General features: G+C 41.9%; 20 protein-coding genes. 13 read left to right on the top strand and 7 right to left on the bottom strand.

Annotated features, from left to right (window positions below; genetic code table 11):
* The first annotated feature begins 34 nt into the window (after nucleotides 1–34).
* Entirely contained in the window at nucleotides 35–1,582 is a 1,548-nt protein-coding gene (locus PHAL_RS22715; RefSeq protein ID WP_016706843.1) for a phospholipase D family protein, read from the top strand.
* 239 nt (nucleotides 1,583–1,821) lie between these two features.
* On the opposite strand, the gene bfr (PHAL_RS0102550) is transcribed toward PHAL_RS22715, so the two are convergent.
* The 3 genes from bfr (PHAL_RS0102550) to PHAL_RS0102540 form a co-directional block, all read right to left on the bottom strand.
* Entirely contained in the window at nucleotides 1,822–2,286 is a 465-nt protein-coding gene (gene bfr / locus PHAL_RS0102550; RefSeq protein ID WP_016706842.1) for a bacterioferritin, read from the bottom strand.
* A gap of 10 nt (nucleotides 2,287–2,296) precedes the next feature.
* Nucleotides 2,297–2,770, bottom strand: coding sequence for a bacterioferritin (gene bfr / locus PHAL_RS0102545; protein WP_016706841.1), 474 nt, complete (start codon nucleotides 2,768–2,770; stop codon nucleotides 2,297–2,299).
* Nucleotides 2,771–3,123: 353 nt separating this feature from the next.
* Complete coding sequence (locus PHAL_RS0102540; RefSeq protein ID WP_016706840.1) at nucleotides 3,124–5,262, bottom strand: TonB-dependent receptor; 2,139 nt, start codon at nucleotides 5,260–5,262, stop codon at nucleotides 3,124–3,126.
* Between the two features lie 447 nt (nucleotides 5,263–5,709).
* On the opposite strand from PHAL_RS0102540, the gene PHAL_RS0102535 reads away from it, so the two are divergent.
* Complete coding sequence (locus tag PHAL_RS0102535; protein ID WP_016706839.1) at nucleotides 5,710–6,237, top strand: hypothetical protein; 528 nt, start codon at nucleotides 5,710–5,712, stop codon at nucleotides 6,235–6,237.
* A gap of 30 nt (nucleotides 6,238–6,267) precedes the next feature.
* Here PHAL_RS0102535 and PHAL_RS0102530 read toward each other — a convergent pair whose 3' ends face one another.
* Complete coding sequence (locus PHAL_RS0102530; protein ID WP_016706838.1) at nucleotides 6,268–7,347, bottom strand: PepSY-associated TM helix domain-containing protein; 1,080 nt, start codon at nucleotides 7,345–7,347, stop codon at nucleotides 6,268–6,270.
* Between the two features lie 102 nt (nucleotides 7,348–7,449).
* Complete coding sequence (locus tag PHAL_RS0102525; RefSeq protein ID WP_016706837.1) at nucleotides 7,450–8,307, bottom strand: cation diffusion facilitator family transporter; 858 nt, start codon at nucleotides 8,305–8,307, stop codon at nucleotides 7,450–7,452.
* Between the two features lie 162 nt (nucleotides 8,308–8,469).
* On the opposite strand from PHAL_RS0102525, the gene PHAL_RS0102520 reads away from it, so the two are divergent.
* The 11 genes from PHAL_RS0102520 to PHAL_RS0102470 all read left to right on the top strand — a co-directional run bounded on the left by PHAL_RS0102520 (nucleotide 8,470) and on the right by PHAL_RS0102470 (nucleotide 23,993).
* Entirely contained in the window at nucleotides 8,470–8,850 is a 381-nt protein-coding gene (locus PHAL_RS0102520; protein WP_036980284.1) for a hypothetical protein, read from the top strand.
* Between the two features lie 54 nt (nucleotides 8,851–8,904).
* Nucleotides 8,905–10,164: a TolC family protein gene (locus tag PHAL_RS0102515; RefSeq protein WP_016706835.1), complete on the top strand. Its 1,260-nt coding sequence runs from the start codon at nucleotides 8,905–8,907 to the stop codon at nucleotides 10,162–10,164.
* The gene (locus PHAL_RS0102510) at nucleotides 10,161–11,390 is read left to right on the top strand and encodes an efflux RND transporter periplasmic adaptor subunit (RefSeq protein WP_016706834.1); all 1,230 of its coding nucleotides are present in this window, start codon (nucleotides 10,161–10,163) and stop codon (nucleotides 11,388–11,390) included. Before PHAL_RS0102515 ends, PHAL_RS0102510 begins: the two co-directional genes overlap by 4 nt.
* 11 nt (nucleotides 11,391–11,401) lie before the next feature.
* The gene (locus PHAL_RS0102505) at nucleotides 11,402–14,542 is read left to right on the top strand and encodes an efflux RND transporter permease subunit (RefSeq protein WP_016706833.1); all 3,141 of its coding nucleotides are present in this window, start codon (nucleotides 11,402–11,404) and stop codon (nucleotides 14,540–14,542) included.
* Nucleotides 14,543–14,646: 104 nt separating this feature from the next.
* Entirely contained in the window at nucleotides 14,647–19,398 is a 4,752-nt protein-coding gene (locus tag PHAL_RS0102500; protein ID WP_016706832.1) for a PAS domain-containing protein, read from the top strand.
* A gap of 12 nt (nucleotides 19,399–19,410) precedes the next feature.
* Nucleotides 19,411–19,893: a GNAT family N-acetyltransferase gene (locus PHAL_RS0102495; RefSeq protein ID WP_016706831.1), complete on the top strand. Its 483-nt coding sequence runs from the start codon at nucleotides 19,411–19,413 to the stop codon at nucleotides 19,891–19,893.
* A 91-nt stretch (nucleotides 19,894–19,984) separates the two neighbouring features.
* Complete coding sequence (locus tag PHAL_RS0102490) at nucleotides 19,985–20,491, top strand: hypothetical protein (protein ID WP_016706830.1); 507 nt, start codon at nucleotides 19,985–19,987, stop codon at nucleotides 20,489–20,491.
* 30 nt (nucleotides 20,492–20,521) lie between these two features.
* Entirely contained in the window at nucleotides 20,522–21,136 is a 615-nt protein-coding gene (locus PHAL_RS0102485) for a superoxide dismutase (RefSeq protein WP_016706829.1), read from the top strand.
* Nucleotides 21,137–21,214: 78 nt separating this feature from the next.
* A complete protein-coding gene (locus PHAL_RS0102480; protein ID WP_016706828.1) occupies nucleotides 21,215–22,576 on the top strand; it encodes a DNA-3-methyladenine glycosylase 2 family protein in 1,362 nt (453 codons plus the stop codon).
* Nucleotides 22,573–23,046: a methylated-DNA--[protein]-cysteine S-methyltransferase gene (locus PHAL_RS0102475; RefSeq protein WP_016706827.1), complete on the top strand. Its 474-nt coding sequence runs from the start codon at nucleotides 22,573–22,575 to the stop codon at nucleotides 23,044–23,046. Before PHAL_RS0102480 ends, PHAL_RS0102475 begins: the two co-directional genes overlap by 4 nt.
* Nucleotides 23,047–23,144: 98 nt before the next feature.
* A complete protein-coding gene (locus PHAL_RS0102470; protein ID WP_138554116.1) occupies nucleotides 23,145–23,993 on the top strand; it encodes an amino acid ABC transporter substrate-binding protein in 849 nt (282 codons plus the stop codon).
* On the opposite strand, the gene PHAL_RS0102465 is transcribed toward PHAL_RS0102470, so the two are convergent.
* Nucleotides 23,962–25,521, bottom strand: a complete 1,560-nt coding sequence (locus PHAL_RS0102465; RefSeq protein ID WP_016706825.1) for an ATP-binding cassette domain-containing protein — start codon at nucleotides 25,519–25,521, stop codon at nucleotides 23,962–23,964. The genes PHAL_RS0102470 and PHAL_RS0102465 overlap by 32 nt on opposite strands.
* A gap of 17 nt (nucleotides 25,522–25,538) precedes the next feature.
* Nucleotides 25,539–26,591, bottom strand: coding sequence for a hypothetical protein (locus PHAL_RS0102460; RefSeq protein WP_016706824.1), 1,053 nt, complete (start codon nucleotides 26,589–26,591; stop codon nucleotides 25,539–25,541).
* Nucleotides 26,592–26,690 lie beyond the last annotated feature (99 nt).

Here is a 26,690-nt window from a genome sequence, read left to right as displayed (position 1 = left end):
TAGTTAATACACTGTAGGGATTGCTGGATTTACAATGCGTTTTAAAGATTTGCCTAAATGGCTATGTGTGCTTAGTATCTTAATTTGCATGCTTGGTTGCGCAAGTTTACCATCTAGAGATATGATTATTCCCAGTTATGCTATTGATGCTGATAAGCAAAGTAATTTAGGAGATTTAGTGGGTTATAACCACACTGATTTATCGGGTTTTTATCCGCTTGCTGATGGGGTTGATGCCTTTGTAGCGCGCTTAGCGTTAATTGAGTCGGCGCAACATACTATTGATGTACAATATTATTTGTACCATCGTCAGCAAACGACTAAGCTATTTACTGCTTATTTATTGGCGGCAGCTAAACGAGGCGTAAGAGTTCGATTGTTACTCGATGATATGTCTCAAGCAGATAGTGCCTTTGATCTAGGTGCATTAGCTCATCATCCAAATTTTTCCGTTCGGTTATTTAATCCTTTTCCTAATCGTAGCCTACCAGCTCTTGGTTTTATTACTAATTTTAAGCTGTTGTCACGGCGCATGCATAACAAAAGTTTTATAGTTGATAATCAAGTATTTATCACCGGTGGTAGGAATATGGGTAATGCTTATTACGCTGCTGAGGACCATGCGGAGTTTATTGACTTGGATGTGTTAGCGGTTGGTAAAATTGTACCTGAGGCTTCAACTGCCTTTGATCTTTATTGGAATCATGAACTGGCTTACCCGATCCAGTCTCTCAGAGGTGAAAGTGATGATATGGCATTGCAGAAGGTGGGAGACTATTTAGATAACTACGTTAAGCAAAATCATGAAAGTAACTATGTACAGCGTTTAAGAGCTAGTAATTTGGTTACAATGCTTGGTACTGGCCATTTAAACTTGGATTGGCAAAAGGCGGAGATTTTTTATGATCACCCTGATAAGTTACTCAATGAAGTAGAGCAGCGCTCAGCCAATATGTCACCGCACCTTTTTAAAGCGATGGGTAAACCTGAACGCAAAGTCATTATTGTTTCTCCTTACTTTATTCCGCAAGAGCAAGGTGTTAAACGATTAACTGAGTGGGTAGAACAAGGGGTTGAAGTCATTGTACTAACTAATTCGTTGGCGGCGACAGATGTTGCTGCTGTACATGCCGGTTACGGTCATTACCGTGCAGCTTTATTACGCGGTGGTGTGAAATTGTGGGAGTTAAAGCCCAGCGATTTAGCGGCACTTGAGATCCCAAATAATAAAATGCGTAAAACAGGTTCATCGCAAGCGAGTTTACATGCTAAAACTATGACGATTGATGATAGCCTGATTTTTGTTGGTTCACTTAATTTAGACCCTCGCTCATTTGATTTAAACACTGAAATGGGGGTGCTGGTACACAGTGAAAAACTGAGTATGATGCTAAGTGATTGGGTTGATTCTAAAATGGATCTTTTTGCGTGGCAATTAACACTCAAAAGTGCAACGGAAGATAAGTTGCTATGGCATGATACAGTGACAGGTGAAACATTTGATAATGAACCACAAACATCTAGATGGCGTCGTTTTCAGGTGTGGTTTATGTCACTATTTCCAATAGAGGATGCGTTGTAATACCAATCGACTTAAATATTTAACCATTCTAGCGGGCTAAATAAAGCGCTAACTGCGTTATAAATTTTTCATGTAGAACAACTACATGTCAAAATTTATGCCTTGTTATCACTCCATTTATCTGTCGCTATAAATGGTCAGTAACTTAACACGATTGGTATAATTTTTCATGTTGCGAAATGCTTAAAAGTTAGGCATAAAAAAAGCAGCCTAGGCTGCTTTTTGCAATAGTTAATAAATTACATTTGCGATTGTAGGTAGTTTTCAATACCGGTGCTTTTGATCAACTGTTGTTGTGTTTCAAGCCAATCGATTTGCTCTTCTTGCTCGTTCAAAATGTTATCCAGCGCTTCACGGCTGATATAATCTTTTTTGCTTTCAGCAAGTTTGATTGCGTCTTTAAGATCAACAAGTGAATCAAGTTCAAAGGCCATATTGCAAGCAATCATTTCTTCGCTGTTTTCACCAATGCGTAAACGGCCAAGATCTTGAAGGTTAGGTAAGCCTTCTAAAAATAGAATACGCTCAATTAAACGGTCAGCGTTTTTCATTTTTTGAATTGAGGTTTTATAATCGGCTTTATCTAACGCAGTAAAGCCAAAATCTTTAAACATACGGGCATGTAAAAAGTATTGGTTAATTGCGACTAACTCATTTGCCAATACTTTATTTAATGCAACAAGAACGTCTTTATCGCCTTTCATAATCTAGCTCCTATTCGCCCATTTGTGATTGATGGTAGTTTTGACTACCAATTTTATCAATTAAACCAAGTTGTTGTTCTAACCAATAAACATGATCTTCTTCAGTGTCGAATAACAGCTTCTCTAAGACTTCACGTGATTGGTAATCTTTTTCTTGCTCGCATACAGCAATGACTTCTTTAACGCATTCAACAACTTCAAGCTCTAAAGTTAGATCGTTTTGCATCATGCTTTTCACATCATGACCAATAATTAAATCACGGCGCTTGGTCATATTTGGTACACCTTCGAGAAATAGAATACGCTTGATTAGCCAGTCGGCGTGGTCTTTTTCTTCTTCCATTTCATGGTTAAGGCGAACGTAAAGTTTATCTAACCCCCAATCGTCGTACATGCGAGAATGGATAAAGTACTGATCAATAGCAGCAAGTTCATTGGCTAATAGCTTGTTAAAGCTGTCGATAACTTTTTGATTACCTTTCATAATGGTGGCCTCTTAGAATGCTTAATGCTGCTAGTGTAGTATAAAAATCAGTTATTGCAAGTATTTTCCTTGAAAATCAGTCGGTTACTATTGATTTTGATTCTCGTTTAAGTTTGCATTGTTGGTTGCTTTATGAACAGATTGCTATTTATATTTATGATGAAAGATGAAAGATGAAAGATGAAAGATGAAAGATGAAAGATGAAAGATGAAAGATGAAAGATGAAAGATGAATGCTCTGACTCCATAAAAGTAGACACTTCTTTAGGTGTCAGGTGCTATGAAAGTTAGAAGTGAAATTAATAGAGTCTCGTTCATTACTCACGGTAATGAACGAGTGAGGTGATCAGGGGTTAGAATTGATATTTAACGCCGACTGTAGCTGTGGTACCAAGTCCTTTAATATTGTAACCGCCGTATGTATAAGACTGTGCACGTGCTGGGAAGTAGTCTGCGTTAAATAGGTTTTCAATACCTACAAAGCTTTGCCAATTATTAGCAAATTGGTATTGGCCGCTTAAGTTAAAGATATTGTAGCTATCGACAGGACCTTGGTCACCCACATACTTGCCATCATCGTTTGCACCAAAGCGCTTTCTATCGCCAACATACAGGTAACTTAAAGTGAATGACATTTCATCGCTCGGTTGCCAGTTTAGGTTTGCAGTTGCCTTTGGCGGGCTGATCTGTTTTGAGCCTAAGTAAATATCTGCTTCGGTGTTTTTGCCTTCAACATAACTATACGTGGCTAGTAATTTAAGGTTCGCGGCAATAGTATAATCTACCAGTGCTTCGTAACCCCAAATTTCTTGTGGGGCACGTACAGGTTCGTAAACGCCGGTTACTTCATTAAATTGATTGCTAGTACCAAGCTCTGAAGTGCTGCGGTAGGCTGCGACCTCAATACGAAGAGTGTCAAATTGTGAGTTAAAACCAATTTCGTAGTTGTCTATAATTGAGGCTTGCGTTTGAATAAGGCCAATATCGCTCACTGTGGCTGCGCGAAGTAGTAGGCCAACATCTGATATATCAGAGCCTTGTGAGTAACTTATAAATGGGCTGAATTTTTCATTCAGATTGTATTTAATGCCAAAATTATAGGTAGTGGCGTCGTAATCAATGGTATCCCCTTTGACGTTAATTGGCACAGAGCACTGGGTTGGTGTTTTACATAGTTTAAGTGTGCGGTAATCATCTACGCTTAAGTCGATGCTTTCTTGACGCACACCAGCTTTGACTATGAGATCATCCGCAATTACCCATTTAGTTTGTAAAAAGCCAGCGACACTTTGCATATCCATTTCAGGTACCCAGACTCGTCCATCGACCAATGGCTGTGAAGTCACATCGTTTAGTGCATCAATACCATAAATGAAGGTAGCTGCTACAGACTCAAAATCAATTTGTGTGTTAAATGTTGCTCGCGCGCCTTTTTTATCGGAGCTGATAACAGACTGACCACCGTCATAGTTCTCGTCAGGATTGGCAAGGCTTGGTGAATAAAAGAATACATTCTCAATATCTTGCATGTAGAGATCTAAGGTCATTTGGGTATTTTCAAACAGCGCGTAGTCGGTGTATTTTAAGGTGATATTTTCGTTGCCTTCAGGACCTTGTGGTTTACCTTGTTTTTGTAATTCTACTGGTACATGAATTGCGTAGGTTTTTTCCCCAACACTCATGTCGCCGGTGATATCACCTAGATCAGTTTTTTGTTGCGAGCTGAAGTAGTTATAACTAAATTGTAATTGCTTATCATCATTAAAATCGTAACCTAACTTAGTAAAATAGTTTTGCGTGACAGCGTCTGATAAACCGTATTGCAAACCGAGAATATCACCCTCTGCATCGCGTTGTACGCCATTTTCTTCATAGCTTGCGGTGACTAAATAGCTAAACTTATTTGCACGGCCATTAATTGCAGCAGAAACTCTAGCACCCGCACTCTCTTCAAGTTTTACCGCACTAAAGCGACTCGATAAGCTTATTTCACCTGCTGTTTTATCATCACTTTTAGCCTGTTTCGTGATGTAATTGATAATACCGCCTGATGCACCATTACCATAAATAGAGGTTGCTCCTTTGATCACTTCGATACGGGCTATGGCACTTGGGTCTAAGGTTTTAATACCTAAAGAGCCATTGCGCAGTGGTGTTGATTGCGGCACACCGTCTATCATCACTAATGGCGCACGCCCACGTAGTGTTTGCCCGGTATTACTTGAACTGCCTGTATCAGGAGCAAGGCCAGGCACCATCTGCGCAAGTAAACTCTGTAGCTCAGGGTTTACTTTCAAGTGTTCTTCAATTTGTTTTTGATTGATTACGGTAATTGATGCAGGGACTTCATCAATGCTTTCAAAAACACGGCTACCAGAAACAATAATTCGTTCCATTTGCTCGTCGGTTAGTTGGTTTTTATTAATTGTGTCATCAGCGAAAGTGGTAGTGCTTATAGCGAGGGCTAATAAGCTTAAAGAGGTTTTTAACATGAAGATCCCTAAGGTAATTAACGAGAAAATATTGCTATTTTTATTGGCGCAATAATAAGTGTAAAGAAGTGTAAAGGCAAGGTAATTGATAGTTATTATCAATTGTCTTTTTGCTATTGAGATCGGTACACCAGAGAGACCCAGTCAATTTACCATGCATGGAGTATTCGTTGAACTGAAATATTTACCGTATTATGTAAGTTTTACGTGGTGGTGATGCCACTTATAAACTACAAATCTTGAAAGCCTGCTTTGTGTTTTACTCTTGAACTATGACAATATTTATTTTAAATATTGTCAATCAATAGCTTAATTGCTTTTTATATAAATCGTATTAGGAAACATGCTACTCGCATAATGTGTAAAGCAAACGGTACTTATTTTGCAGCATACGCTATGTTGATTTTATTGGTGTAATTCTCTATTAAATTCGCCCGGAGGTGAAAGATGACAACCACGATAAATAACGAAGAACATGCAACTAAAGTAGCGGCTATTTTTGATAGTGAAGAGCAAGTAAATAAAGCATTTGAAACTTTGAGCCAACACACTCAGTTTGAGCAAAGTAACATAAATCTCATTTCTCCTTACGACCAAGCTTTTGATGAAAAAGTAGAGCCTGAAGATAAGAACATAGGAAAAACGTTACTAAAAACGCACCTATTCTATGCAGTGATAGGGCTTGTTGTAGGCATACTTATAAGCAGTGTTTTTCTTTTTGTTGACGTAGAATTTATGCAAAATTTTGTATTTGAAACGTACGCTGGAATTTGTACTATCAGTGTGTTTATTGCCTTGCTGGTCGCAGGCTTTATTTCAATCCGCCCCGATCATGATCCACTGATAAGTGATGTACGGAGGGCAACAAGTACAGGAAAGTGGGTGTTAATCGTTCATACAGATACAAGCAATAAAGCCGACCAAGCGCAGCAGTTGATGGAGCCATTTGCTACATCTACCACAGCTACGCTTTAACCACTAGCGTTAACTGTTTTAGAGACAACCTTAACGATAATGTCGCTTATACCAAAAGTAACCGCCACTAACAGTAAATAGTACAGGGGTGAGGGCGATGAATAACCACAGTATTTGCACTAATGCCCCTGCAAAGTCGCCAATATGAAACTTATATCGAAAATTCCATGCTTGGGTTGTGAAATTAGCGCGTGAGGCATCATAAGATTGCACTACAGTGCCAGTATATTGATTTGCCCATACCCAGCTATAAGCGTGACTCTCACCTGGGTTTTTGACTCTTAAAGCAAGTGGTTCATTAGCTGTTTTTGGCATGTAAATACGAAACAGTTCCGCATCAGGAAAGGCGCGTAAAGCATTATGTAATGCGACAGCTAAGTTATCTCGATCGATGTTGTCTGGCACATCAATGCGTGGGGCAGGAGGGCGAGGCTCAACTTGATTTTGAGTTACAAACTCTAGTACTGCTTGGGTTTGTGTCTTCCAATTAAAGGCCATACCAGTGAAAGCAATTAATATCAATGGGATAAATAGATACATACCAATGACAGTGTGCAATTGATATAACAAAATACGGAGTTTTGCTTTTGGTTTGATCACCAAACGTTTTAAGCGGTTTTTGGGTTTTAGCCAAATATAGACGCCAACAAGCATATTAATAATAAAAATCAGCGCACAAACCGATACCCAGTTTCGCAATGGCCGATCACCGTTGCCGTCTTCGTAAAGTAACCAGCGATGCAGTGCCATTGTAAAACCATAAATCGTACTGTAATAATCATACTGATGAATAACTGCACCAGTATACGGATCCACACTGACGTATTGTTTGTTGGCAAGCTGCGCTTGCCATGCATAAGCAGGATTTTGCTCTGGCATTAGTAAAGTGATGGGTTGTTGTGTGTGTAACGCGAGGGTGTTGATTAAAACAGGGTAGGCAATCACACTATTATTGGTGGGGTTATCTACTGTCCACAGCTTTGGCTGTACAAGGCGTTGAATGTCTTTGGCGTACACAAGTAGTGCACCAGTAATACTTAAACAAATTAAAAATAAGCCACTCACCAATGTTAGTATTAAATGAGTACGACGTAGCCATAATTTTAACAACTCACACACCTTGAACGTATTATAAAATACGATGATAAATGAGAACGCGAGCTGTTTTCAATAAAATTCGATTAAATGCAACGATTATCCACAACACTGTCGTTATTCGCGACGCTCGATAATGCAATGCTCAATAGCAAACTCATCATGCAAATAGTTTTTAACGTCAGCAAGTACCAGTTCAGCAAATGGGGTTAGCACTAGTTCGCAGCAAGTTTGGTTATCATCTAATTGCCAAGCTTTAAGGCTGTGTACTTGCTTAATCGCAAACTGTTTACACAGCGCAGCGCTTACCTCGTTGCGGTCAAAGTCGTCAGGGGCGGCTTGCATTAAAATTTTACAGCTTTCAATGAGTAACAACACACCGTGATAAATTACATAAGCGGAAATTAAAATTGTCGCTATTAAATCAACAATGTACCACTGATAAAGAATGATCAATGATCCCGCTACAATCACCACAATAGACGCCATCGCATCTGATATATTATGAATGAATGCGGCGCGAATATTCATGCTGTTTTTAGCGCCAGCGTGGAAGGTGAGTATCGCCGTACCAATATCAATCACAAGTGCCAATGCGGCCACCCAAACAACAATCCAACCATCAATTGGGGTTGGGTTAAAGTAACTTTCGATCGCCTCGATAATTAAAAAACCACCTATGATTATAAGCGTAGTGCTATTCAATAATGTGGCTAAAATTTCTGCGCGCTTATAACCAAAGTGATAACGCTCATCCGCTGGTTTACCGCCAATTTTACGGGCTATGAGGGCAATAAATATAGCTGCTGCATCACTTAAGTTATGCAGAGCGTCGGCAATTAAAGACAAGCTACCCGATACCACACCGCCGACAACTTGGGCTACCGTTAGTAACACGTTGATAAATACAGCTAAGCCTAACTGGCGGTCACTTTGGTTGTCAGTGTCATGACTGTGGGAATGCTGGTGGCCCATATTTAGTGCTTCTCTGTATTTTTATTATGCTGATTTCACAATATTAAATGACGGTTGCTAAATTAGCCAGTGTTAGGAAAAACTGGCAAAGTGGTTAAATTCTTTGCTGGGTGAATAAAATCTGTTAGAGTTATTGGCAGATCATTTCTATGGGTTTATTGCTTGAAGCAATCAGTGTTGTTTATTTTAGCCTTTTTACTTCTTCAGCCTGTGCTGGACAGTTTTGACGTGGCTGATCATAACACTGCTATTAATACCACTTCGCAATTATTACATCAGCAAAGCGAACTCGATCAACACTGCATGATTAATAATGATCATGATACTCATCAGCTGCAACACCAGCAATTAAGCCAAGCACTGGCTGATAACGCTGATGATGCCCATTGCCATGTCTGCCATATTTCTGTTTTATTTACTGAACCATGGCAACACCCTGCAAATTTACCTAGTTACGATATTATTAGTTTGAACGATCCTGCGTTCAACTCTCGTTTACTCATTCCTGATTTACGCCCTCCTATTGCTACCTTACTAAGTTAACTTTTTAGCTGGCCATTATTTTGGTCACCGATTTATTTAGTAAGAGTATACGTTATGAATTTAAACAAACCGTTTCGGTTTGCTTGCCTTTGTGTGGCTGTATTAGCAGCTTCGAAAACATTGGCTGCGCCAACGTCTAATGCTAGCGATTTAAACTGGTTGTTGACGCAATTAAAACAACATCCAAATTTACAAGCTGATTATCAGCAGTTACAAAGTGCCGCGGCGGCTGTTCGTGCTGCAGGGCAATCGTTGTATAACCCAAACCTTGAGTCGAGCTTGGAAAGAGAGGGCGATGCAAATAACTTTAGCCTCGGGGTGAGTCAAACATTTGATATTAATGATCAACAAGGTGCGCAATTAACTGCGGCGCAGCTAATGCTAATGGCGCAGCAACAGCAGTTGCAGCTTAGCTATTTACAACTTGTTGAACAAACCATGATTGCGCTTATCAATTGGCGTAGCAACAAAGCGGCTTTTCAACTCGCACAAGATCAAGAGCAGCAGCTAGAGCGTTTAGTTAGTGTAATTAAACGCCGTAGAGCAGCTGGGGAAGTAGGGCTGCTTGATGAGCAACTGGCCTTGTACTCATTGTCTGAAATTTTGAATCAAACAGCACAACAAGCCAGTGCCTATGCCGATGCTAAATTAGCAGTACAAGTGTTGTTACCAACATGGCAAGAAGACACCACGCTCACTCCTGAGCAGTTACTTACTGGTATTAAAACCAATATAGACACTGATAATGTGTTGCAACATCCGCAGCTATTATTGGTGAAGTCACAATGGCAATACCAGCGTCAGCAGGTGCAAGTGATTAAAGCTGAGCGCGCTGTGAAACCCACGGTAGGGATTGCTGCGGGTAAAAATGGCGACGATAATATTGTCTCTTTAAACTTCTCTATGCCGCTGAATATCTTCAATAACTTTAGTGATGAATACCAAGCGTCTGAATTACTGGCGATGTCTAAAGAAGCTGAATATCGCGCATTACAGCGCACCATGACATTTCAAGCACAAGCGAGCAAAGAGGTAATGCAAGCGTATGCGCTGCGTGTAAAACGTTGGCAGTCAATAAATCAAGCAAATGCAGACAGCAGCCTTGAATTGATTGAGCAACAATGGCAAAGCGGTGATATCAGTACTGCTGAATACCTAACCATGCGTCAACAACGTATTTCAGGATTACTTGCCGGGGTTGATATTGTTCAGCAAAGCCAATTGGCGAGCGTTGATTGGTTAACCCAAAGTGGCCAACTTAGCAATTATATTACCACCTTTACACGTCCCCTGATTGATGGAGCAGCCTTATGAAGCGCTTAAATATTACTTTTTCTACCCTCGTATTTATGTTTGCCAACGTGTTACAGGCAGCCGCATCTGTGCCGCAAGATGTTGATCATGCTAAAGCCGGGCATGAACACAGCGAAGCACAAGTACAAGCTATGCACGTGCACGAAGCCGATGAAGCACCGCACGACAGCACTCCTGAACAAGCGGTTTCGCCGCAGCAGCCAGAGCACGAGCAAACAGGTGGGGTACGTTTAACTGCGACTCAGATGCGTTTAGCAAATGTGCAGATCAGCACATTAGAAAAACGTAACTACAAGTCACAGTTGTACGCACCTGGCGAAATTAAAGCGAATGGCTATAGCAGTTATGTGTTGTCGCCACGGGTTGATTCAATCGTGGTGAAACGTCATGCAACGCTGGGCCAGCACATTAAAGCAGGCGCGCCATTGGTCAGCTTATTTAGTGCTGAGGTTGCCAGTGCACAAACCACTTATCGATTAGCAAAAGCAGAGTGGCAACGAGTGCAAAAGATGGGTAAAGGGGCCGTGAGTGAAAAGCGTTTACTGACGGCAAAAGCTGAATATGAGGTGGCGCAGAGTCAGCTGGTAGCCTTTGGTTTATCAGTTAAAGCGATTGCACAAAGTGCAGATATTGCCGCTGAAAAACTAGGTGAATACACGCTTTACGCGGGCACATCAGGTGCTGTACTCAGTGATAACTTTGCCCAAGGCCAGCGAGTCAATGCAGGCATTGAGCTGATGTTAATTGCCGATGAAAGTTTACTGTGGGTTGAGGCAAAATTATCCGCAAATCAAACAATCGAAATTGCCAAAGGGGCTACGGCGCAAGTGAAAGTAAACCAAGTATTGTACCCAGCTACGGTGATCCAAGAAGCGCATACGATAGATCAAGCCACCCGTTCAAGGGTGGTGCGTTTAAGTGTTAAAAACAGTCAACATACTTTGCACCCGGGTATGTTCAGTGATGTGTATTTTGAATTTGCCACTGCGCAAAAAGTACTTGCAGTGCCTGAGCAAGCATTACTGAGAAACCCTGACGGTGATTGGGCGGTGTTTGTCCAAGATGAAGATGGTGAGCTTATTTCGACAGAAGTTGAACTAGGCCAACGCTTTGCTGGTTTTCGTGAAATAAAAGGCGTGCTAGAGGGCACTAAAGTGGTGACTGAAGGCGCTTTTTTTGTTGCATCAGAGCAAGCGAAAGGCGGCTTTGACCCGCATAACCATTAGGAGCGACGAATATGTTTAATACAATAGTGAATGCTGCTATTAGAAATCGACTACTGGTATTTTTAGCGTTGTGTGTAGTAGTTGCGATGAGTGCGGTGGTGATCCCTAAATTAAATTTAGATGCGTTTCCCGATGTAACCAATGTACAAGTAGCGATTAATACCGAAGCACCGGGTTTAGCTGCTGTCGAAGTTGAACAGTTGATCACCTATCCTATAGAAGCGGTGATGTATGCCCTGCCTGATGTCGATCAAGTTAGGTCGATTTCAAAAACCGGTTTATCTGGCGTAACTGTGGTGTTTAAAGAAGGGGTAGATATTTATTTTGCGCGGCAATTGGTATTTGAGCGCCTGCAAGCAGCAAAAGAGTTGATCCCAGAAGGCATTGGTTTGCCAGAAATGGGGCCGAATACCTCAGGGCTTGGCCAAGTGTATCAATACTTACTGGCAGCTTCACCTGAGTCTGGTTTAGATTCTATGGCGCTGCGCAGCTTAAACGATTGGATTGTAAAACTGCTTATTTTACCTGTTGATGGGGTAACAGAAGTACTGTCCTTTGGTGGCGATGTGCGTCAATATCAAGTTAATCTGAATCCAAACAAGTTAATTGCCTATCAATTAGATCAGCAACAAGTTGTGAGCGCACTTGAAGAAAACAACACCAATGTCGGTGGCTGGTATATGAACCGTGGTCAAGAGCAATTAGTGATCCGTGGAACTGGCTGGTTTAATGCAGGTAAACAGGGCTTACAAGAAATAGCGCAAACGCCGCTAAAAACCATTAATGGCACGGTTGTAACCATTGCTGATGTGGCTGAGGTGTCATTAGGCAGCGAAATTCGTCAAGGCGCGGCAACGATGAGTACCAAAGATGCACAAGGTAACATTACCTCTCTGGGCGAAGTGGTAACAGGTGTGGTGCTAAAGCGCATTGGCGCCAATACTAAACAAACCATTGACGGCATAACCTCTCGTATTGAACTAATCAATCAAGCGTTGCCTGACGGTGTTACGTTTGAGCCGCTGTATGACCAAGCCGATTTGATCACCAAAGCGGTTGATACTGTGGTTGATGCGCTGCTATTAGCATTTGTGTTTATAGTGGTCGTGCTGGCGTTATTTTTAATGAATTTACGGGCCACACTATTGGTTTTATTATCGATCCCAATTTCAATTGGTCTAGCGCTTTGTGTAATGGCGTGGTTTGGACTCTCTGCTAATTTAATGTCGTTGGGTGGGATTGCCGTTGCGATAGGTATGCTAGTCGATGGCTCAGTGGTTATGGTAGAGAATATTTTCCGACATTTAACACAGCCAACAACTAAATCACTTAACTCTATTCAACGTATTAACTCAGCTGCACAAGAAGTTGCACGTCCGGTGTTTTTTGCGGCGTTGATCATCTTGGTTGTATTTATGCCGTTGTTTAGCTTTGAAGGGGTTGAAGCGAAGTTATTCCAGCCGATGGCGATCAGTATTATGCTGGCAATTATCGCAGCGGTCATTGTGGCACTGGTGATTGTGCCTGCACTTGCCGTGTATCTATTTGCTAATGGCGTGACCTTAAGGCGCAGTGTGGTATTGGAACCATTAGATAAAGCCTACAAGTTGTGTTTGGGCTGGGCAATGAATGCGCGTAAAACAGTTATTGCCGTAGCGGGGGCATTGGTGGTAATTGCGGGCGTGTTATTGCCGCAACTTGGCACCGAGTTTGTGCCTGAACTTGAAGAGGGCACCATCAACTTACGAGTGACATTAGCCCCTTCGGCAAGTTTAGATACGGCATTGGCGGTTGCACCAAAACTTGAAGCAATATTGCTTGAATTTCCTGAGGTTGAGTATGCACTAAGCCGGGTTGGCCGCCCTGAGGTTGGGGGGGATCCAGAGCCGGTAAATAATATTGAAATTTACTTAGGACTAAAACCGGTCAGCGAATGGCAATCGGCTGATAACCGAGCCCAGTTGCAGGTGTTAATGGAAAAGAAGCTAGAGCAATTCCCGGGGTTATTATTTAACTTTTCTCAGCCTATTGCGACCCGTGTCGATGAACTCCTGTCTGGGGTTAAGGCGCAATTGGCAATTAAGCTGTTTGGCGCTGATCTCGATGTATTAGTCAGTAAAGGCCAAGCCATCGAGCAAGCAGTAAAAGGTGTTGCTGGCGCAAAAGATGTAGCAATGGAGCAAATAGCTGGTGAAGCACAATTAGTGATCACGCCAAACCGTTTAGCGCTTTCTCGCTATGGTCTATCTGTTGGCGATTTAATGACTATAGTTCAGCATGGTATTGGCGGCGTTGCGGCAGGGCAAATTATTAATGCCAATGAGCGCTATGATATTTATGTGCGTATTGGTGCTGAGTTTCGAAACAGCCCCGAGGCAATTGCAGATTTGCGTTTATCATCCCCGACAGGTGCCTTAGTACGGGTTGCAGATGTAGCAACAGTGAATATTGAATCTGGTCCGCCGCAAGTACGCCGTGATGATGTTCAGCGCCGGGTGGTGATCCAAGCTAATGTACAAGGACGTGATATGGGATCTGTGGTAGCCGATATTCGTACCGCCATTAGTGAGCAAGTAGATTTACCGCCAGGCTATGGTATCAGTATTGGTGGCCAGTTTGAAAATCAACAACGGGCACAGCAGCGTTTATCAATCGTTGTTCCGATCTCGCTGGCGTTAATAGCACTGCTGTTATACTTTGCATTTGGCTCCGTTGGTCAAGCATTGCTTATTTTAGTGAATGTCCCATTAGCGGTGATAGGTGGTGTGGTTGCGTTGTATGTCTCAGGCCAGTACTTATCGGTGCCCAGTTCTGTAGGGTTTATTACTTTGTTTGGCGTGGCTGTACTCAATGGTGTGGTAATGGTCGAGAGTATTAATAACCGCGTTAAAAGTGGTGATAGTTTAGATACCGCTGCCTTTAATGGCGCATTGTCACGGTTACGACCTGTGTTAATGACGGCGCTAACTTCGGCTCTGGGGTTGATCCCTATGTTAATCTCAACCGGTATTGGTGCTGAAATCCAAAAGCCATTAGCAACGGTGATCGTAGGCGGGTTATTTACTGCCACGTTCTTGACTTTATTTGTATTGCCGGTGCTTTACACAAAATTTAGTCAGCAGTTTTACCGGAAAAATAACATTAGTAAGTAATGACCTAAACACAAGGCGCATAAACTTGCGTCTTGTGTTATTTAGTGCATTAATATGAGTTACTACTTACGTAAGTGTTTAAATATATTGAAAATGGAAATGTGATGGGACTAAATAGTCAGATAAAGAATAAAGGGCAATCCATCCGGACGAAGCTGATTGTCACTTTTATTGTCATTGCGCTTGCGCCATTATTTTTAATGTCCTGGTTTAGCCTTAAACATGTGAGTAACTCCCTTAAACAAAGTGCTGAAATAGAGCTTGGCGAATTAAGTAGTATTGGTAAGCAATTTGCAAATATTTGGTTTGCTGATCATATTAAAGATCTCTATTTATTAAATGATCAACTCAGTCATAGCCAGCTTAACAAACAGCTACTGATAGATGAATTTGTTGCTCGGTATGATTTTGTAAATGAAATTCACATTATTTTTGACCCTTTAAATACCCCAAATCCAGTGAATAACGGTGCGTTTTCTGCCTTACATCGCGATCAATTAATTGCTATGTTAGCGGCCATTGAACAAGGTCAAAAAAGTGTCTTTATATCTTCCGCGGGCGCCAAACCACGTCATTTTGTAGCATTACCGATGGAAGATAACCAACGCGGCTTACATACAATTATACTCGTGGATGTAAATTTCCAAGGCCTACTTAATAATCTAGAACATATTCATAACGATAATGAAGAACTGACTTTTTTTATTGTCAACGGTGGTGAAATAACGGGGGCTCAATTACACCCTAACTCATTACCAGCGGCAGATTTTTTCACTAATTCTGCAAATACTGAGCACGTTTTTACCTATCATAAAACAGATAACACATTGCACTATGCTATTTTAACTGACTTGAACTTTTCAAATGCAAAAGGTTGGCAGTTATTGGTCGAAAAGCCAGCTGCTGTGATGTTGCAAAGCGCCAGTGATTATAAGTTTGTTGCTGTGCTTGCCAATGGCTTGGCATTTTTAGTGATTTTGAGTTTATCGTGGTGGTTTGGGCGACGATTATCGCGGCCATTTATTAGCCTTGCTAATGCCAGTGCTGAAATTACCCGTGGTGAGCGTACCAATATTCCTATTCTTGATGACAGCAGTGAATTACATCAGTTATCGATTGATCTTGAACACTTAGTCAGTAGTAAAGTTCAACAGCAACAACGATTAGAAGAGCAAAGCACTGCACTCAAGCGGGCTTTGAAACAATTAGCGGAGCAAAAAAGTGCACTAGACGAGCATGCCATTGTCGCTGTAACGGATATAAAGGGACAGATCACGTTCGCAAATAAAAAGTTTTGTGAAATTAGTGGTTATAGCCAAAGTGAGTTACTTGGTCAAAATCACCGTTTGTTAAATTCAGGCGTTCATCCAAAAGGCTTTTTTAAAAGTATGTACAAAACCCTTAAACAGGGCAAAATTTGGCATGCGCAAATCTGTAATCGGGCGAAAAATGGCGCTTTTTATTGGGTCGATACTACTGTCGCCCCCTTTTTAGATGAACAAGGGCTGCCGCAAAGCTATATCGCTATTCGTACCGATATCACTGCACTAAAATTACAAGAATTAGAGCTTGAACAGCACAAAACACAATTACAGTTAGTGCTCGATAGCACCGCTGTAGGGATTTGGGATTGGTATGTTGATACCGGTAAAGCGTACTTTAATAACCGTTGGGCGAGTATTATTGGTTATCAACTCGAACAGCTGCAGCCCACTGATTTTAATACATGGGTTAAATATACCCACCCAGACGATTTAGTTATTTCACAGCAGCTGTTAGCACAACATTTTGCTGGAGAAAGTGATTATTACGTTTGTGAAGTTCGCATGTTGCACCGTCTCGGGCATTGGGTATGGGTGCTGACCACTGGGCGTATAGTTGAATACAACAGTGATGGCTCGGCAAAAAGAATGATAGGTACACACCTTGATATTACCGAGCGAAAAGAGACCGAAGCACAATTGCAATCAAGTCGCGATCGATTTGTATCTTTGGTCGGGAATATCCCTGGCATTGTATATCGTTGCAAATATGATGAGCGATGGAGCATGCTCTATTTGAGTGAGCAAATAAAGGTCATCACCGGTTATGAACCAACAGATTTAGTTGATAATTATAAATTGAGCTTTGTTGAATTAATTCATCCGGATGATGTTGCAAGTGTTGCTGAGAAAGTGAAAGTCGATATAGATGCCCATCTGCCATGGTCATTAGAGTACCGTTTGGTCGCTTCTGATGGCAGTATCCATTGGGTACATGAAAAAGGTCAAGCTGTGTATGATCACAATGGCAACGTTTTGTATTTAGATGGATTTATTCATGATATTACCGAACGATACCACACTCAACTACAGCTGTACCGTCAACAGAGTTTGCTTGAAGCTATGAGTAAACAAGGCCAAATAGGTGCATGGGAAGTTGATTTAGAAAACAACACTATGTATTGGTCTGACGAGGTAAAAGCAATTCATGAAGTTGCTACTGATTATCAACCTGTGGTGTCCCAAGCACTGGGTTTTTATAAGCAAGGTGAACACAGAGAAAAGATCAGCCAATTATTTGAAAGCGCAATAGCAACTCAGAGCAGTTGGGAAGTTGAGCTAATTATAGTGACGGCGCTTGGTAATGAACGCTGGGTTAAATCAATTGGTCAAGTTGAATTTAAAGACGGTCGTTGTATTCGTGTGTATGGTTCATTCCAAAATATTGATACCTATAAACGCCTTGAATTAGAGAGTAAAAAGGCCAACCAGTATAATAAAAATTTAGCGAGTTTAACTGTCTCCGCAGCGGTATTGGCTGGTAATTTTGATGAGGTGAAAAACTTAGTCGCGCAGTCAATGTGTGAAGTATTGGGCGTACAGCGAGCATCGGTGTGGTTATTCGATGAATTAGGCGAAGAGATGTACTGCATGAGTTTATTTATTGATAAGCAGGGGTTTGTAGAACATTCTTTAGTACTTAAGGCCTGCGATTTCCCACTTTATTATCAAGCAATTTTCGAGCACGGTTTAGTAGCAATTAATGATGTGAATACGCATCCTGCCACCGTAGAGCTGGTTGATAACTATATTGCAGATTTAAATATTAACTCGATGCTTGATGCCGTGATCTCCACCGGCGAAGGTATTTTAGGGGTGTTATGCGCTGAAAGTGTTGGCCAGTATCGAACGTGGAGTCAAAACGAAGAAACCTATTTACGCTCGCTGGCAACTCTGGTTGGCAGCGTTTTGATGTCCCAGAGCCGTAAGAAAACAGCCGAGGAGTTAAAAATTGCGTTGAGTAAAGCCAATGCGGCTGCAACTGCAAAAAGTCAATTTTTAGCCACCATGAGCCATGAAATACGTACTCCAATGAATGGCGTTCTAGGGATGTTAGAGCTGATCGAGTTAGAGAAGTTAACAAAACCGGTGCAAACTAAAGTGGCAATCGCTAAAAATAGCGCGCATTCGTTGCTATCGGTGATCAATGATATTTTAGATTTTTCGAAAGTTGAAGCGGGGAAAATCGAGCTTGAAAGTATCAACTTCAATGTTTGTAATTTACTCGGCGAGGTAGCGGAATCTCAAGCTCTTGCGGCGCAGGATAAAGATATCGAAATCATTCTTGATTTAGTCGCTGTAGTACCAACCCATTTTAGAGGCGATCCGGGACGAATTCGTCAAGTGCTAACAAACTTACTCAGTAATGCTGTTAAATTTACTCCTCAAGGCGAGATTGTGATCACCGCCGCTATCACTAAAATGACCGACCATTATCAGCTTAGTATTAGCGTTAAAGATTCGGGAATTGGTATTGATAAAGCAAAGCAAAAAGATTTATTCAGCCCATTTTCACAAGTAGATGCGTCAACCACCCGTGAATATGGTGGCACTGGGCTTGGATTAGCAATTAGTAAACAATTGTGTGAGTTAATGGGGGGAGCAGTCACTTTAGTCAGTGAAGAGGGTCAAGGCTGTGAGTTTACAGCGACAGTGATGCTAGAAGAAGGAAGAGAAACAGAGCGCAGTATACCGACCATAGATATGACGCAGCTTACTATTTTGGTGGTTGACGATAACGAAACCAATCGGATTGTAATAAGCCAGCAACTTGCACACTGGGGGGCAAAAGTAGAGCTTGCCTGCAATGCTGCGCAGGCTTTGCAGTTGTGCGCAACACGCCTCGCTGAAAAACGCAGTTTGTATGACATAGCGGTATTGGATATGCAAATGCCTGAAATGGATGGTTTAACCTTATGCCGAAAATTAAAAGCGGATGATGATTTTAAAGCAATGCCATTGGTGATGATGACCAGTATTGCCGGTATGGAAGGAGCTCAACGATTTAGTGATGCAGGGTTTCAAGCGTACTTTCCAAAACCTATTACAACGGCCGATTTAATGAGTGCCATGGCTGTGATCACTCATGGTGGTGGTTCAACCGACTTACCCTTAGTTACATCCAGTTATATTTCATCTTTGCGAAGTAGTCATGAGCAAAATCTGCATGTTTTGTTGGTTGAAGATAACCCAATTAATCAACAAGTATCCAAGTTAATGTTAGGAAAATTAAATTATGAGGTAACGTTGGCGGAAAATGGCCAACATGCGCTCGATATTTTACAGGCATCACCCGCAGGGCGTTTTAACTTGATTTTGATGGATTGCCAAATGCCAGTCATGGATGGCTTTGATGCCACTCGGGCTATTCGAGCAGGGCAGGCAGGCAGCAAGCATCAGCATATTACTATTATAGCGTTGACAGCGAATGCAATGGATGAAGACAAGGAGCAATGTTTAGCCAGCGGTATGGATGATTACCTTGCTAAACCAATTCAATTACAAACGCTCAAAGATAAACTCGAGCAGTATTAATAAAGAGAATTTATGACAGACATTATTATAAGAGAGGCGGCGCCTAGCGATGCGGCAACTATTTTACATTTCATTACCGAGCTTGCAGTGTATGAAAAAGAGCCTGATGCAGTCAAAACGAGTGAACAGGCCATTTTAAATACCTTATTTAGCGAAGGCGCCACCGCACATAGCGTAATCTGTCTGGATGGCGATACGCCAATCGGGTTTGCTGTTTATTTTTATAATTATTCTACCTGGCTTGGTAAAAATGGTCTGTATTTAGAAGATCTTTATGTTAGTCCTGATAGTCGTGGAAAAGGCGCGGGAAAATTGATAATGCAACATTTAGCGCGTCAAGCATTGGTGAAAGATTGTGGGCGTTTTGAATGGGTGGTACTTGATTGGAATCAGCCTGCGATAGATTTTTACAACAGCATGGGGGCACTGCCGCAAAACGAGTGGATTATATATCGCTTAACCGGACAAGCATTAATTGACTTTGCGAACAAATAAAAAATAAAAGAAATATAAATAAAAATCATTTGCATTAGGTTGTTTCGGTGTGTAAATTAAACACATCATTAATCTGTGCGGGTGATTTTTTATGACACAGCTTCAGCGTACACCATTTACAGAGCTCCCTTGCGTTGATCAGGCTCTGAGTCCTTGGCAATCGAATATTATGGCGGGTAACTATGCCTTTGAACGGGGGGCGTTACTTGAAGCTCGCGATAAATACACCACAGCACATACCTTAGCCTCTCGGTTATTAAGTCAATTTAGTCAAGCCAAAATATGCCAGCTAGTGCTCACGGCAATAGAGCATTGTTGCCCTGCATTAGTGGTTGCGGCTCATAATTTGGCTGATACCTATAAAGCGATGAATCAAACGGAGCAAGCGTGTCAGTGGTTGTGTGATGTTCATATCACCTTGAGCCATTTATGCCAGCATCCATGTCAAACTGTCCGCACTGTGGTTGTGCATCATCACCATAAGACCTACATCGAGTTGGTGCAGTTTGCAAAGTCTCACAGTCACTATCCGCAATTAATAGCACAAATAAACAATACGTTAAGCTACACCCCGGATCAAACTGCCACAGTGCATTGATCATTTATCTTAAGTCCAAAAGGAGCAATTATGGCGTTTACATTACCCCCATTACCGTATGAATATGATGCATTAGAACCACACCTTGATGCAAAAACGATGGAGATCCATCACACCTTGCATCATCAAACGTATATAAATAAAGCGAATGCCGCACTTGAAAATACCCAGTTTGCAAATACTGATGTGCATGAACTATTAACCACAATAACGACGCTACCAACTGAATTACAAAAAGTAGTGCAGGAGCACGGTGGTGGGCATGCGAATCACTCGCTATTTTGGACTGTAATGAGTCCACATGGTGGTGGTCAACCAACTAGCACCTTGTTAGATGTAATTAATGAACAGCTTGGTGGCTTTGACAGTTTTAAAGATGCATTTACCGCCGCAGCGGTGAGCCGCTTTGGCAGCGGCTGGGCGTGGCTCAGTGTAAATAAAGATAACCAACTTGTAGTGGAAAGTAGCTTAAATCAAGATAGTCCTTTGATGCATGGTCATACGCCGATTTTAGGTTTAGATGTGTGGGAGCACGCCTATTACTTGAAGTACCAAAATCGTCGCCCTGAATATATTGCCGCTTTTTATAATGTAATAAATTGGGCTGAAGTTGAACGTCGTTATTTGGCTGCTATTAGCAAATAAAGGTTGAGTGCCGAAAATGGCTAGTAAACTGTGTTTTTTCACGTACTCTATTAGCAGATGTACAGTTAAGAGCACCTTATGGATACTAGCCATTGGCAACTTGCCAGACAAAGCCGCGACCATCGTTTTGATGGACTTTTTTTTATCGCTGTAAAAAGCACCGGTATTTATTGTCGGCCAATTTGTCCTGCCCCTACCGCAAAAGAGCAAAATGTAGAATACTTTCAATATGCACACAATGCGGCGCAGGCTGGGTTTCGTCCGTGTATTCGTTGTCGTCCAGATAGTGCCCCTGGCAGTAGCGCATGGCAAGGCACAAAAACCACGGCGCTTCGTGCTAAGCAGTTAATTGATAATGATTTAACAAAGCAGCAAAGCTGTGAACAATTAGCTGAACGACTAGGCGTCAGCAGCCGCTATCTACGGCAGTTATTCCAACAGCATTTTGGTATTTCAGTTACTCAATATCGGTTATTTAATCAGTGCCATTTCGCTAAAAAGTTATTACAAGAAACTAACTTACCCGTATCCCAAGTGGCGTTTGCGGCAGGGTTTAACAGTATTCGTCGGTTTAATGATGCGTTTTTACAGCAATTGCACATTTGCCCTTCAAAAATACGTGGCAAGCAAAGTACTAAAAGTGCAGTGCTGACCCTTAAATTACCATTTCGGCCGCCGTATAATTGGGCTGCGCTACAGCAATTTTTGCATAGACGGCTTATTTCCCCTATGGAGTGGATAACTGATACAAGTTATGGCCGCAGTTTTAAAAACGATTATTGCCAAGGCCAATTTACGGCTGAATATGTTGAGCATAAACACCATTTTTTAGTTCGCATTGATATTGACCAGCCTCGGTTTTTACAGCCTATTTTAAGTGAGATCCGCAGAGTGCTTGATTTAGATGCCGACACAGCGCAGATTGAGCAGCACTTAGCCGCACAGCTGCACGGTGCAATCGCCTTAGCACGAGGGTTACGCTTACCCGGCATTTGGTCTGTATTCGAAGCGGGTATTCGCGCAGTACTCGGTCAACAGGTGAGTGTGACTGCTGCTCACAATCTAGTCACTCAGTTGGTCAATGAATTAGGGGAGCGAGATACCGAGCGAGTGTATTTTCCCACTCCTGAGGCGGTGACCAACAGTGAATTGGGCTTTTTTAAAATGCCGCAAGCACGTAAAAATGCGCTACGTAATTTAGCGCAGTTTTGTGCCGATAACCCTGACTGTCAGCAGCTGGATCAATGGTTGGCACTCAAAGGAATAGGCCCTTGGACTGTCAATTATGCAAAACTACGTGGGCAAAGTCAGCCGGATATTCTACTCGCGGGAGACTTAGGTGTTAAAAAAGCCCAAGCTGCGGCAGCCCCTTTTAATGATGAATTGTGCGCACCATTTCGTTCTTATTTAACCTTCCATTTATGGCAGCAACTAACATGACACTTATTCAAACACGCATTCCTACTCCGATTGATGAGCTTATTATTCAAGGCAGTGAGTTAGGAATAAGTTATGTGGGCTTTTATCCTATCATGGATCACCCAGAAACCTCGTTTGCTAAGGTTGAGCAACCACATATTTTACATTGTGCAGCACAACTTGATGAGTATTTTGCAGGCAAGCGGACAACCTTTGATGTTACTTTAGCGACGCAAGGGACGGCTTTTCAACAAGCTGTTTGGCAAGCGCTTTGCGCCGTGCCATTTGGTAAGACGCACAGTTACTCTGATATTGCTAATGCCTTAGATAACCCAAAAGCAGTACGCGCAGTGGGGGCCGCCAATGGTAAAAACCCGATCAGTATTATTGTGCCATGTCATCGTATTATTGGCGCAAATGGTAAACTTACAGGCTATGCCGGGGGGTTAGATCGCAAACAATGGTTACTTGAACATGAGGGAATTATTTGACCTGCTTGCAGGTTATTTAAACTTTTTTATAAAGCGGCTAACCAATTTGTTTTTTCGGTCTACACTTTAGCTATTGATGTCTAAGGGTTACAGATAAAATGAAAGAAAACAAATGTGTTAGGGAGAACCGTTGGTGTGTTGTTTTACTCTGTAGTTTTTGTGTGTTGTACTTAACTGCCGTGCAAGCAAAAGCAACTGAGCTAATTTACTGTTATGAAGATACAAGATCCGCATCACACTTTTTAAATGAAGGCAGCGATGTGCCAATAGATGATCCAGATGCTTTATTAGCCGTATTTCAGCGCCTTGATAATAAGCTTGATCAAGTATCCATCCGTTATGTACGACAGCCTTGGCAAGCATGTTTAACTGACTTACGTAGCAATAAAGTCAATGCGGTTATAGCAGCATATCGCAAAGATCGTACTTCGTTTGGTCAATATCCACTGAGCAAAACGCAGCAACCCGACTCAAAACGTGCCGTCAGTGAATTTAGCAGTTGCTTAATTGGTAGTAACAGGTTTCATCAACAATGGCAAAGCCGCGAAGTATTTCAAACTAAAGCATTCACGCTAGCGCTCCCTCGTGGCTATAAATTGAATAAAGCCATGACTCAAGAACCTTTTTTTATACAACACACCGCTTCTGTTGAAAAGGCGCTTGAGTTAATTGAGCGAGGAGTGGCTGATGCCAGTATCAAGCTTTGCCAAATAGGGAGTCGTAAAATTGTTAGCAAGAACCAAAATACAGCACTGAAAATGGTTTATCCACCAATTACAAAAGAGCACGGTTACTTAGTGTTTTCAAAAACATTCTACGATGAAAATCAATCTCTTAGTCAGCGTATTTGGCACACCTTAGCCGCTCAAGATAATGCCAAGTTGTATGTTGAGCAGCTCAGTAAAGCGGGTAACACTAATCAATTGGCCAGTACTGATCGATATTAGAAAGTGTCGATTGCTGTTGCTGACACAGTATAATGGTGGCACTCACCAGCTCATGGTCGCTTAATAATTGTTGCAATAGTGCCGTCTCTTGCAGCAGACTTGGATCATCTAATATCAACAGCCCAGGTTGCTTGATCAACGCACGAATAAGTAAAGTACGTATCCTCAAACCCGATGGTAAATGCCGGCCCAGCTCGTTTACAGGTTGCATCAGTTCGCTGTTGTTAATACCCAATTGTGCAGCCAGTGCCGTTATTGTTGTCAGTGGTATACGTTGATTTGCATAACGAATATTACTTAATAATGTGCCTTTAAAGAGTTGGGAGTGTTGGCTGATTAACTGAACACATAGTTGTAAGCGCCGTGGTTGTAACCAATCAATACGTCTGCCGGCAAGGACAATTTGTCCACTACTTGGACTGAGTTGCTTATTAAATAAAGCACACAATAATGATTTACCACTGCCCGAGGCGCCATAGATATTGATTCGCTGACCCGCAGTAGCGCTATAATTGAGGTTCTCAAATACCCCAGTGTAGCTAAGCTGTTTTAATTTTACCGCCAAGGGCACATAGCGGGTTAACTTATTGGTTTTCTGTATGGGCATTTTATCTGCCTTCGCTAGTGCAATATTTAGCCGTTGCTTTGCTACAGCAAAAACAAAGTAATCAAAGCTGGCGCGATTTAAACTACTTAAGGTCGCAAAAAACAGCCCGAATAATAGTAAAACAGGCAGTAATTGGTTTTTATCTAGTTGCCCATCTGAGTTAAAAATTGCCAAAATGAATGCTAATTGGCTCAACACTAAGCTGTGGTACTTTAGGCAGCTACCGGGCACCGTGAGGGCAACCATAGCATCACCGAGGCGTTGCGAATTTTTGCTTACATGGCGTGTTTCTTTCCCTAATTGAGCGATATTAAGTACCGTATGTGGAGCAAAGCTACGTTCGCATAAATGACCACTTAAACGCCCACGTAGTTGACGAATAGCCAAAGTTAAGGTGGTTATTTTTATACGACACATTAATGTGATGATGATACTAAGTGCCGTCATTAAACATAAAATAAATAGCATTTTGGGCCAGTAAATTGCGCACACTACTAAGTACGCAAGCAATGCGCAGGTTTGAAAAATTGCACTTGCTATACCTCTGCCTACCCAATTTTTTAAACTATTACTGTCGGTGATCAGACGATTCATGGCCACTCCAAGGCGGGCGGGGAGACGATCATTTGATGCTGACATTAAATGGCTATATAACACCTCTCTTGCATCAACTAAATAATGCTGAGCAACTTGCTCGGCAATACGGTGCTGACCTAGCTGTAAAAAAAACAGCGCCACAGTTAATGTTAATAGCAACAGTAATGGCTGTGTAAGCAAAGGATTATCCCATAAGCTTTGCAATAGCCAGATACTGGCAATGGCAAGGCCTGCTTGGCATAACCCTAGTGTGACTAAAACTACCAGCCATACTCGTCGCGATGCGACGAAAATGGCTGGTAAACGTTGTGAATGCAGCGTCATGATTAACCTTTATTGTATTAAGCAAGCTGTTTACGGGGGCTCGGGTTTAATAAAGTACGCGCGATATGAGGGTTTCGCAGTGCAACTAAATCAAACACTGGAAGCTGTAATATATTGGCCGCTTCACGTAGGGCCAGTGGTGAGGCGCAAATTTGTCCACTGATCCCTTGCACGTTATAGCCTTGTTCTTGTAACCAGGTTGCGCCACTTTGCGCTCCCATCGCTTCACGGGCTGCAAATAAGACATGATTAAATTGACGTTTAAATTCGCTATTTTCCAAAATAAAACGCGTTTCTTGTTGATATAAACCATCGGCAATTTCGACGACGAGTGCCGTACAACCTTGCGACACTAAGTATTGCCCTAAACGATGATATACATCCAAGATATTATCAAAGCCAATATTAAAACTGGTGGGGAACCCAGCATCGGTGAAATCAACTACTTGATGAGCCCCTGAGTCTTGCATCAACCATAAATCGCCGCCAGCACCAGTACCGGTAATTTTCATGCCTCCGACTTTGTAGCCTGCGTTGTTAAGGCCATGAATTAAATTAGCTGCCGTGGTTGTTTTACCTGCATTCATCGAGGTACCGACCACAATAGTGCTGGGGATATGGGCGATATTACTGGGTGTTGGCTCAACACGATACTGTGCAAGGTTAAGTACTTTGCCATCCTTATTGGCTATCAAACCAATAGGCTCTATACAGGTAGGGCCTGAAATACGTTTATGCCAGCATAATGCCTGACTAGCAATACCACCGGCTGCAACCATATGACAGGGTGATAAATCTTCTGGAATGCGCGACTCAAATTGGTCTGGTGCATAACGGTCACCGTACGCCAGGATGATTTCATCGCCTTCATAGATAGTTGCGCGACGTCCATCGACACGTTCTGAGCGTTTATGATGACCCAGCTCAGTGACCTTAACTAATACTAAATCACCTAGTTGCGGTTTTACATCACCACAGACAAGCGTTTGCATATCAGCAGTTGCCACTCTACGTGTTACAAAAGATTGTTTAGCGTTAATGATGCGTGTGTGTTGGTTTGTAGTATTCATAGTAAGTTTCCTTTTATTAAATGGGTGTGTGTTTTCGTTGAGGTGCATAGTAGAGCGGGTGCCATGACACAAAGCTGATGGATTATGTAAGCTTGTTGT

It is taken from the genome of Pseudoalteromonas haloplanktis ATCC 14393 (assembly GCF_000238355.1).
Lineage (GTDB): Bacteria > Pseudomonadota > Gammaproteobacteria > Enterobacterales > Alteromonadaceae > Pseudoalteromonas > Pseudoalteromonas haloplanktis.
The sequence above is the reverse complement of the archived record's forward strand: the minus strand, read 5'-3'. Positions and strand labels throughout refer to the sequence as shown.

Bases quoted from the DNA above. Each gene is read 5' to 3' on its own strand.
- PHAL_RS22715 (WP_016706843.1), top strand. From the start codon at position 35: ATGCGTTTTAAAGATTTGCCTAAATGGCTATGTGTGCTTAGTATCTTA.
- bfr (WP_016706842.1), bottom strand. From the start codon at position 2,286: ATGAAAGGCGATAAAGACGTTCTTGTTGCATTAAATAAAGTATTGGCA.
- bfr (WP_016706841.1), bottom strand. From the start codon at position 2,770: ATGAAAGGTAATCAAAAAGTTATCGACAGCTTTAACAAGCTATTAGCC.
- PHAL_RS0102540 (WP_016706840.1), bottom strand. From the start codon at position 5,262: ATGTTAAAAACCTCTTTAAGCTTATTAGCCCTCGCTATAAGCACTACC.
- PHAL_RS0102535 (WP_016706839.1), top strand. From the start codon at position 5,710: ATGACAACCACGATAAATAACGAAGAACATGCAACTAAAGTAGCGGCT.
- PHAL_RS0102525 (WP_016706837.1), bottom strand. From the start codon at position 8,307: ATGGGCCACCAGCATTCCCACAGTCATGACACTGACAACCAAAGTGAC.
- PHAL_RS0102515 (WP_016706835.1), top strand. From the start codon at position 8,905: ATGAATTTAAACAAACCGTTTCGGTTTGCTTGCCTTTGTGTGGCTGTA.
- PHAL_RS0102510 (WP_016706834.1), top strand. From the start codon at position 10,161: ATGAAGCGCTTAAATATTACTTTTTCTACCCTCGTATTTATGTTTGCC.
- PHAL_RS0102505 (WP_016706833.1), top strand. From the start codon at position 11,402: ATGTTTAATACAATAGTGAATGCTGCTATTAGAAATCGACTACTGGTA.
- PHAL_RS0102500 (WP_016706832.1), top strand. From the start codon at position 14,647: ATGGGACTAAATAGTCAGATAAAGAATAAAGGGCAATCCATCCGGACG.
- PHAL_RS0102495 (WP_016706831.1), top strand. From the start codon at position 19,411: ATGACAGACATTATTATAAGAGAGGCGGCGCCTAGCGATGCGGCAACT.
- PHAL_RS0102490 (WP_016706830.1), top strand. From the start codon at position 19,985: ATGACACAGCTTCAGCGTACACCATTTACAGAGCTCCCTTGCGTTGAT.
- PHAL_RS0102485 (WP_016706829.1), top strand. From the start codon at position 20,522: ATGGCGTTTACATTACCCCCATTACCGTATGAATATGATGCATTAGAA.
- PHAL_RS0102480 (WP_016706828.1), top strand. From the start codon at position 21,215: ATGGATACTAGCCATTGGCAACTTGCCAGACAAAGCCGCGACCATCGT.
- PHAL_RS0102475 (WP_016706827.1), top strand. From the start codon at position 22,573: ATGACACTTATTCAAACACGCATTCCTACTCCGATTGATGAGCTTATT.
- PHAL_RS0102470 (WP_138554116.1), top strand. From the start codon at position 23,145: ATGAAAGAAAACAAATGTGTTAGGGAGAACCGTTGGTGTGTTGTTTTA.
- PHAL_RS0102465 (WP_016706825.1), bottom strand. From the start codon at position 25,521: ATGACGCTGCATTCACAACGTTTACCAGCCATTTTCGTCGCATCGCGA.
- PHAL_RS0102460 (WP_016706824.1), bottom strand. From the start codon at position 26,591: ATGAATACTACAAACCAACACACACGCATCATTAACGCTAAACAATCT.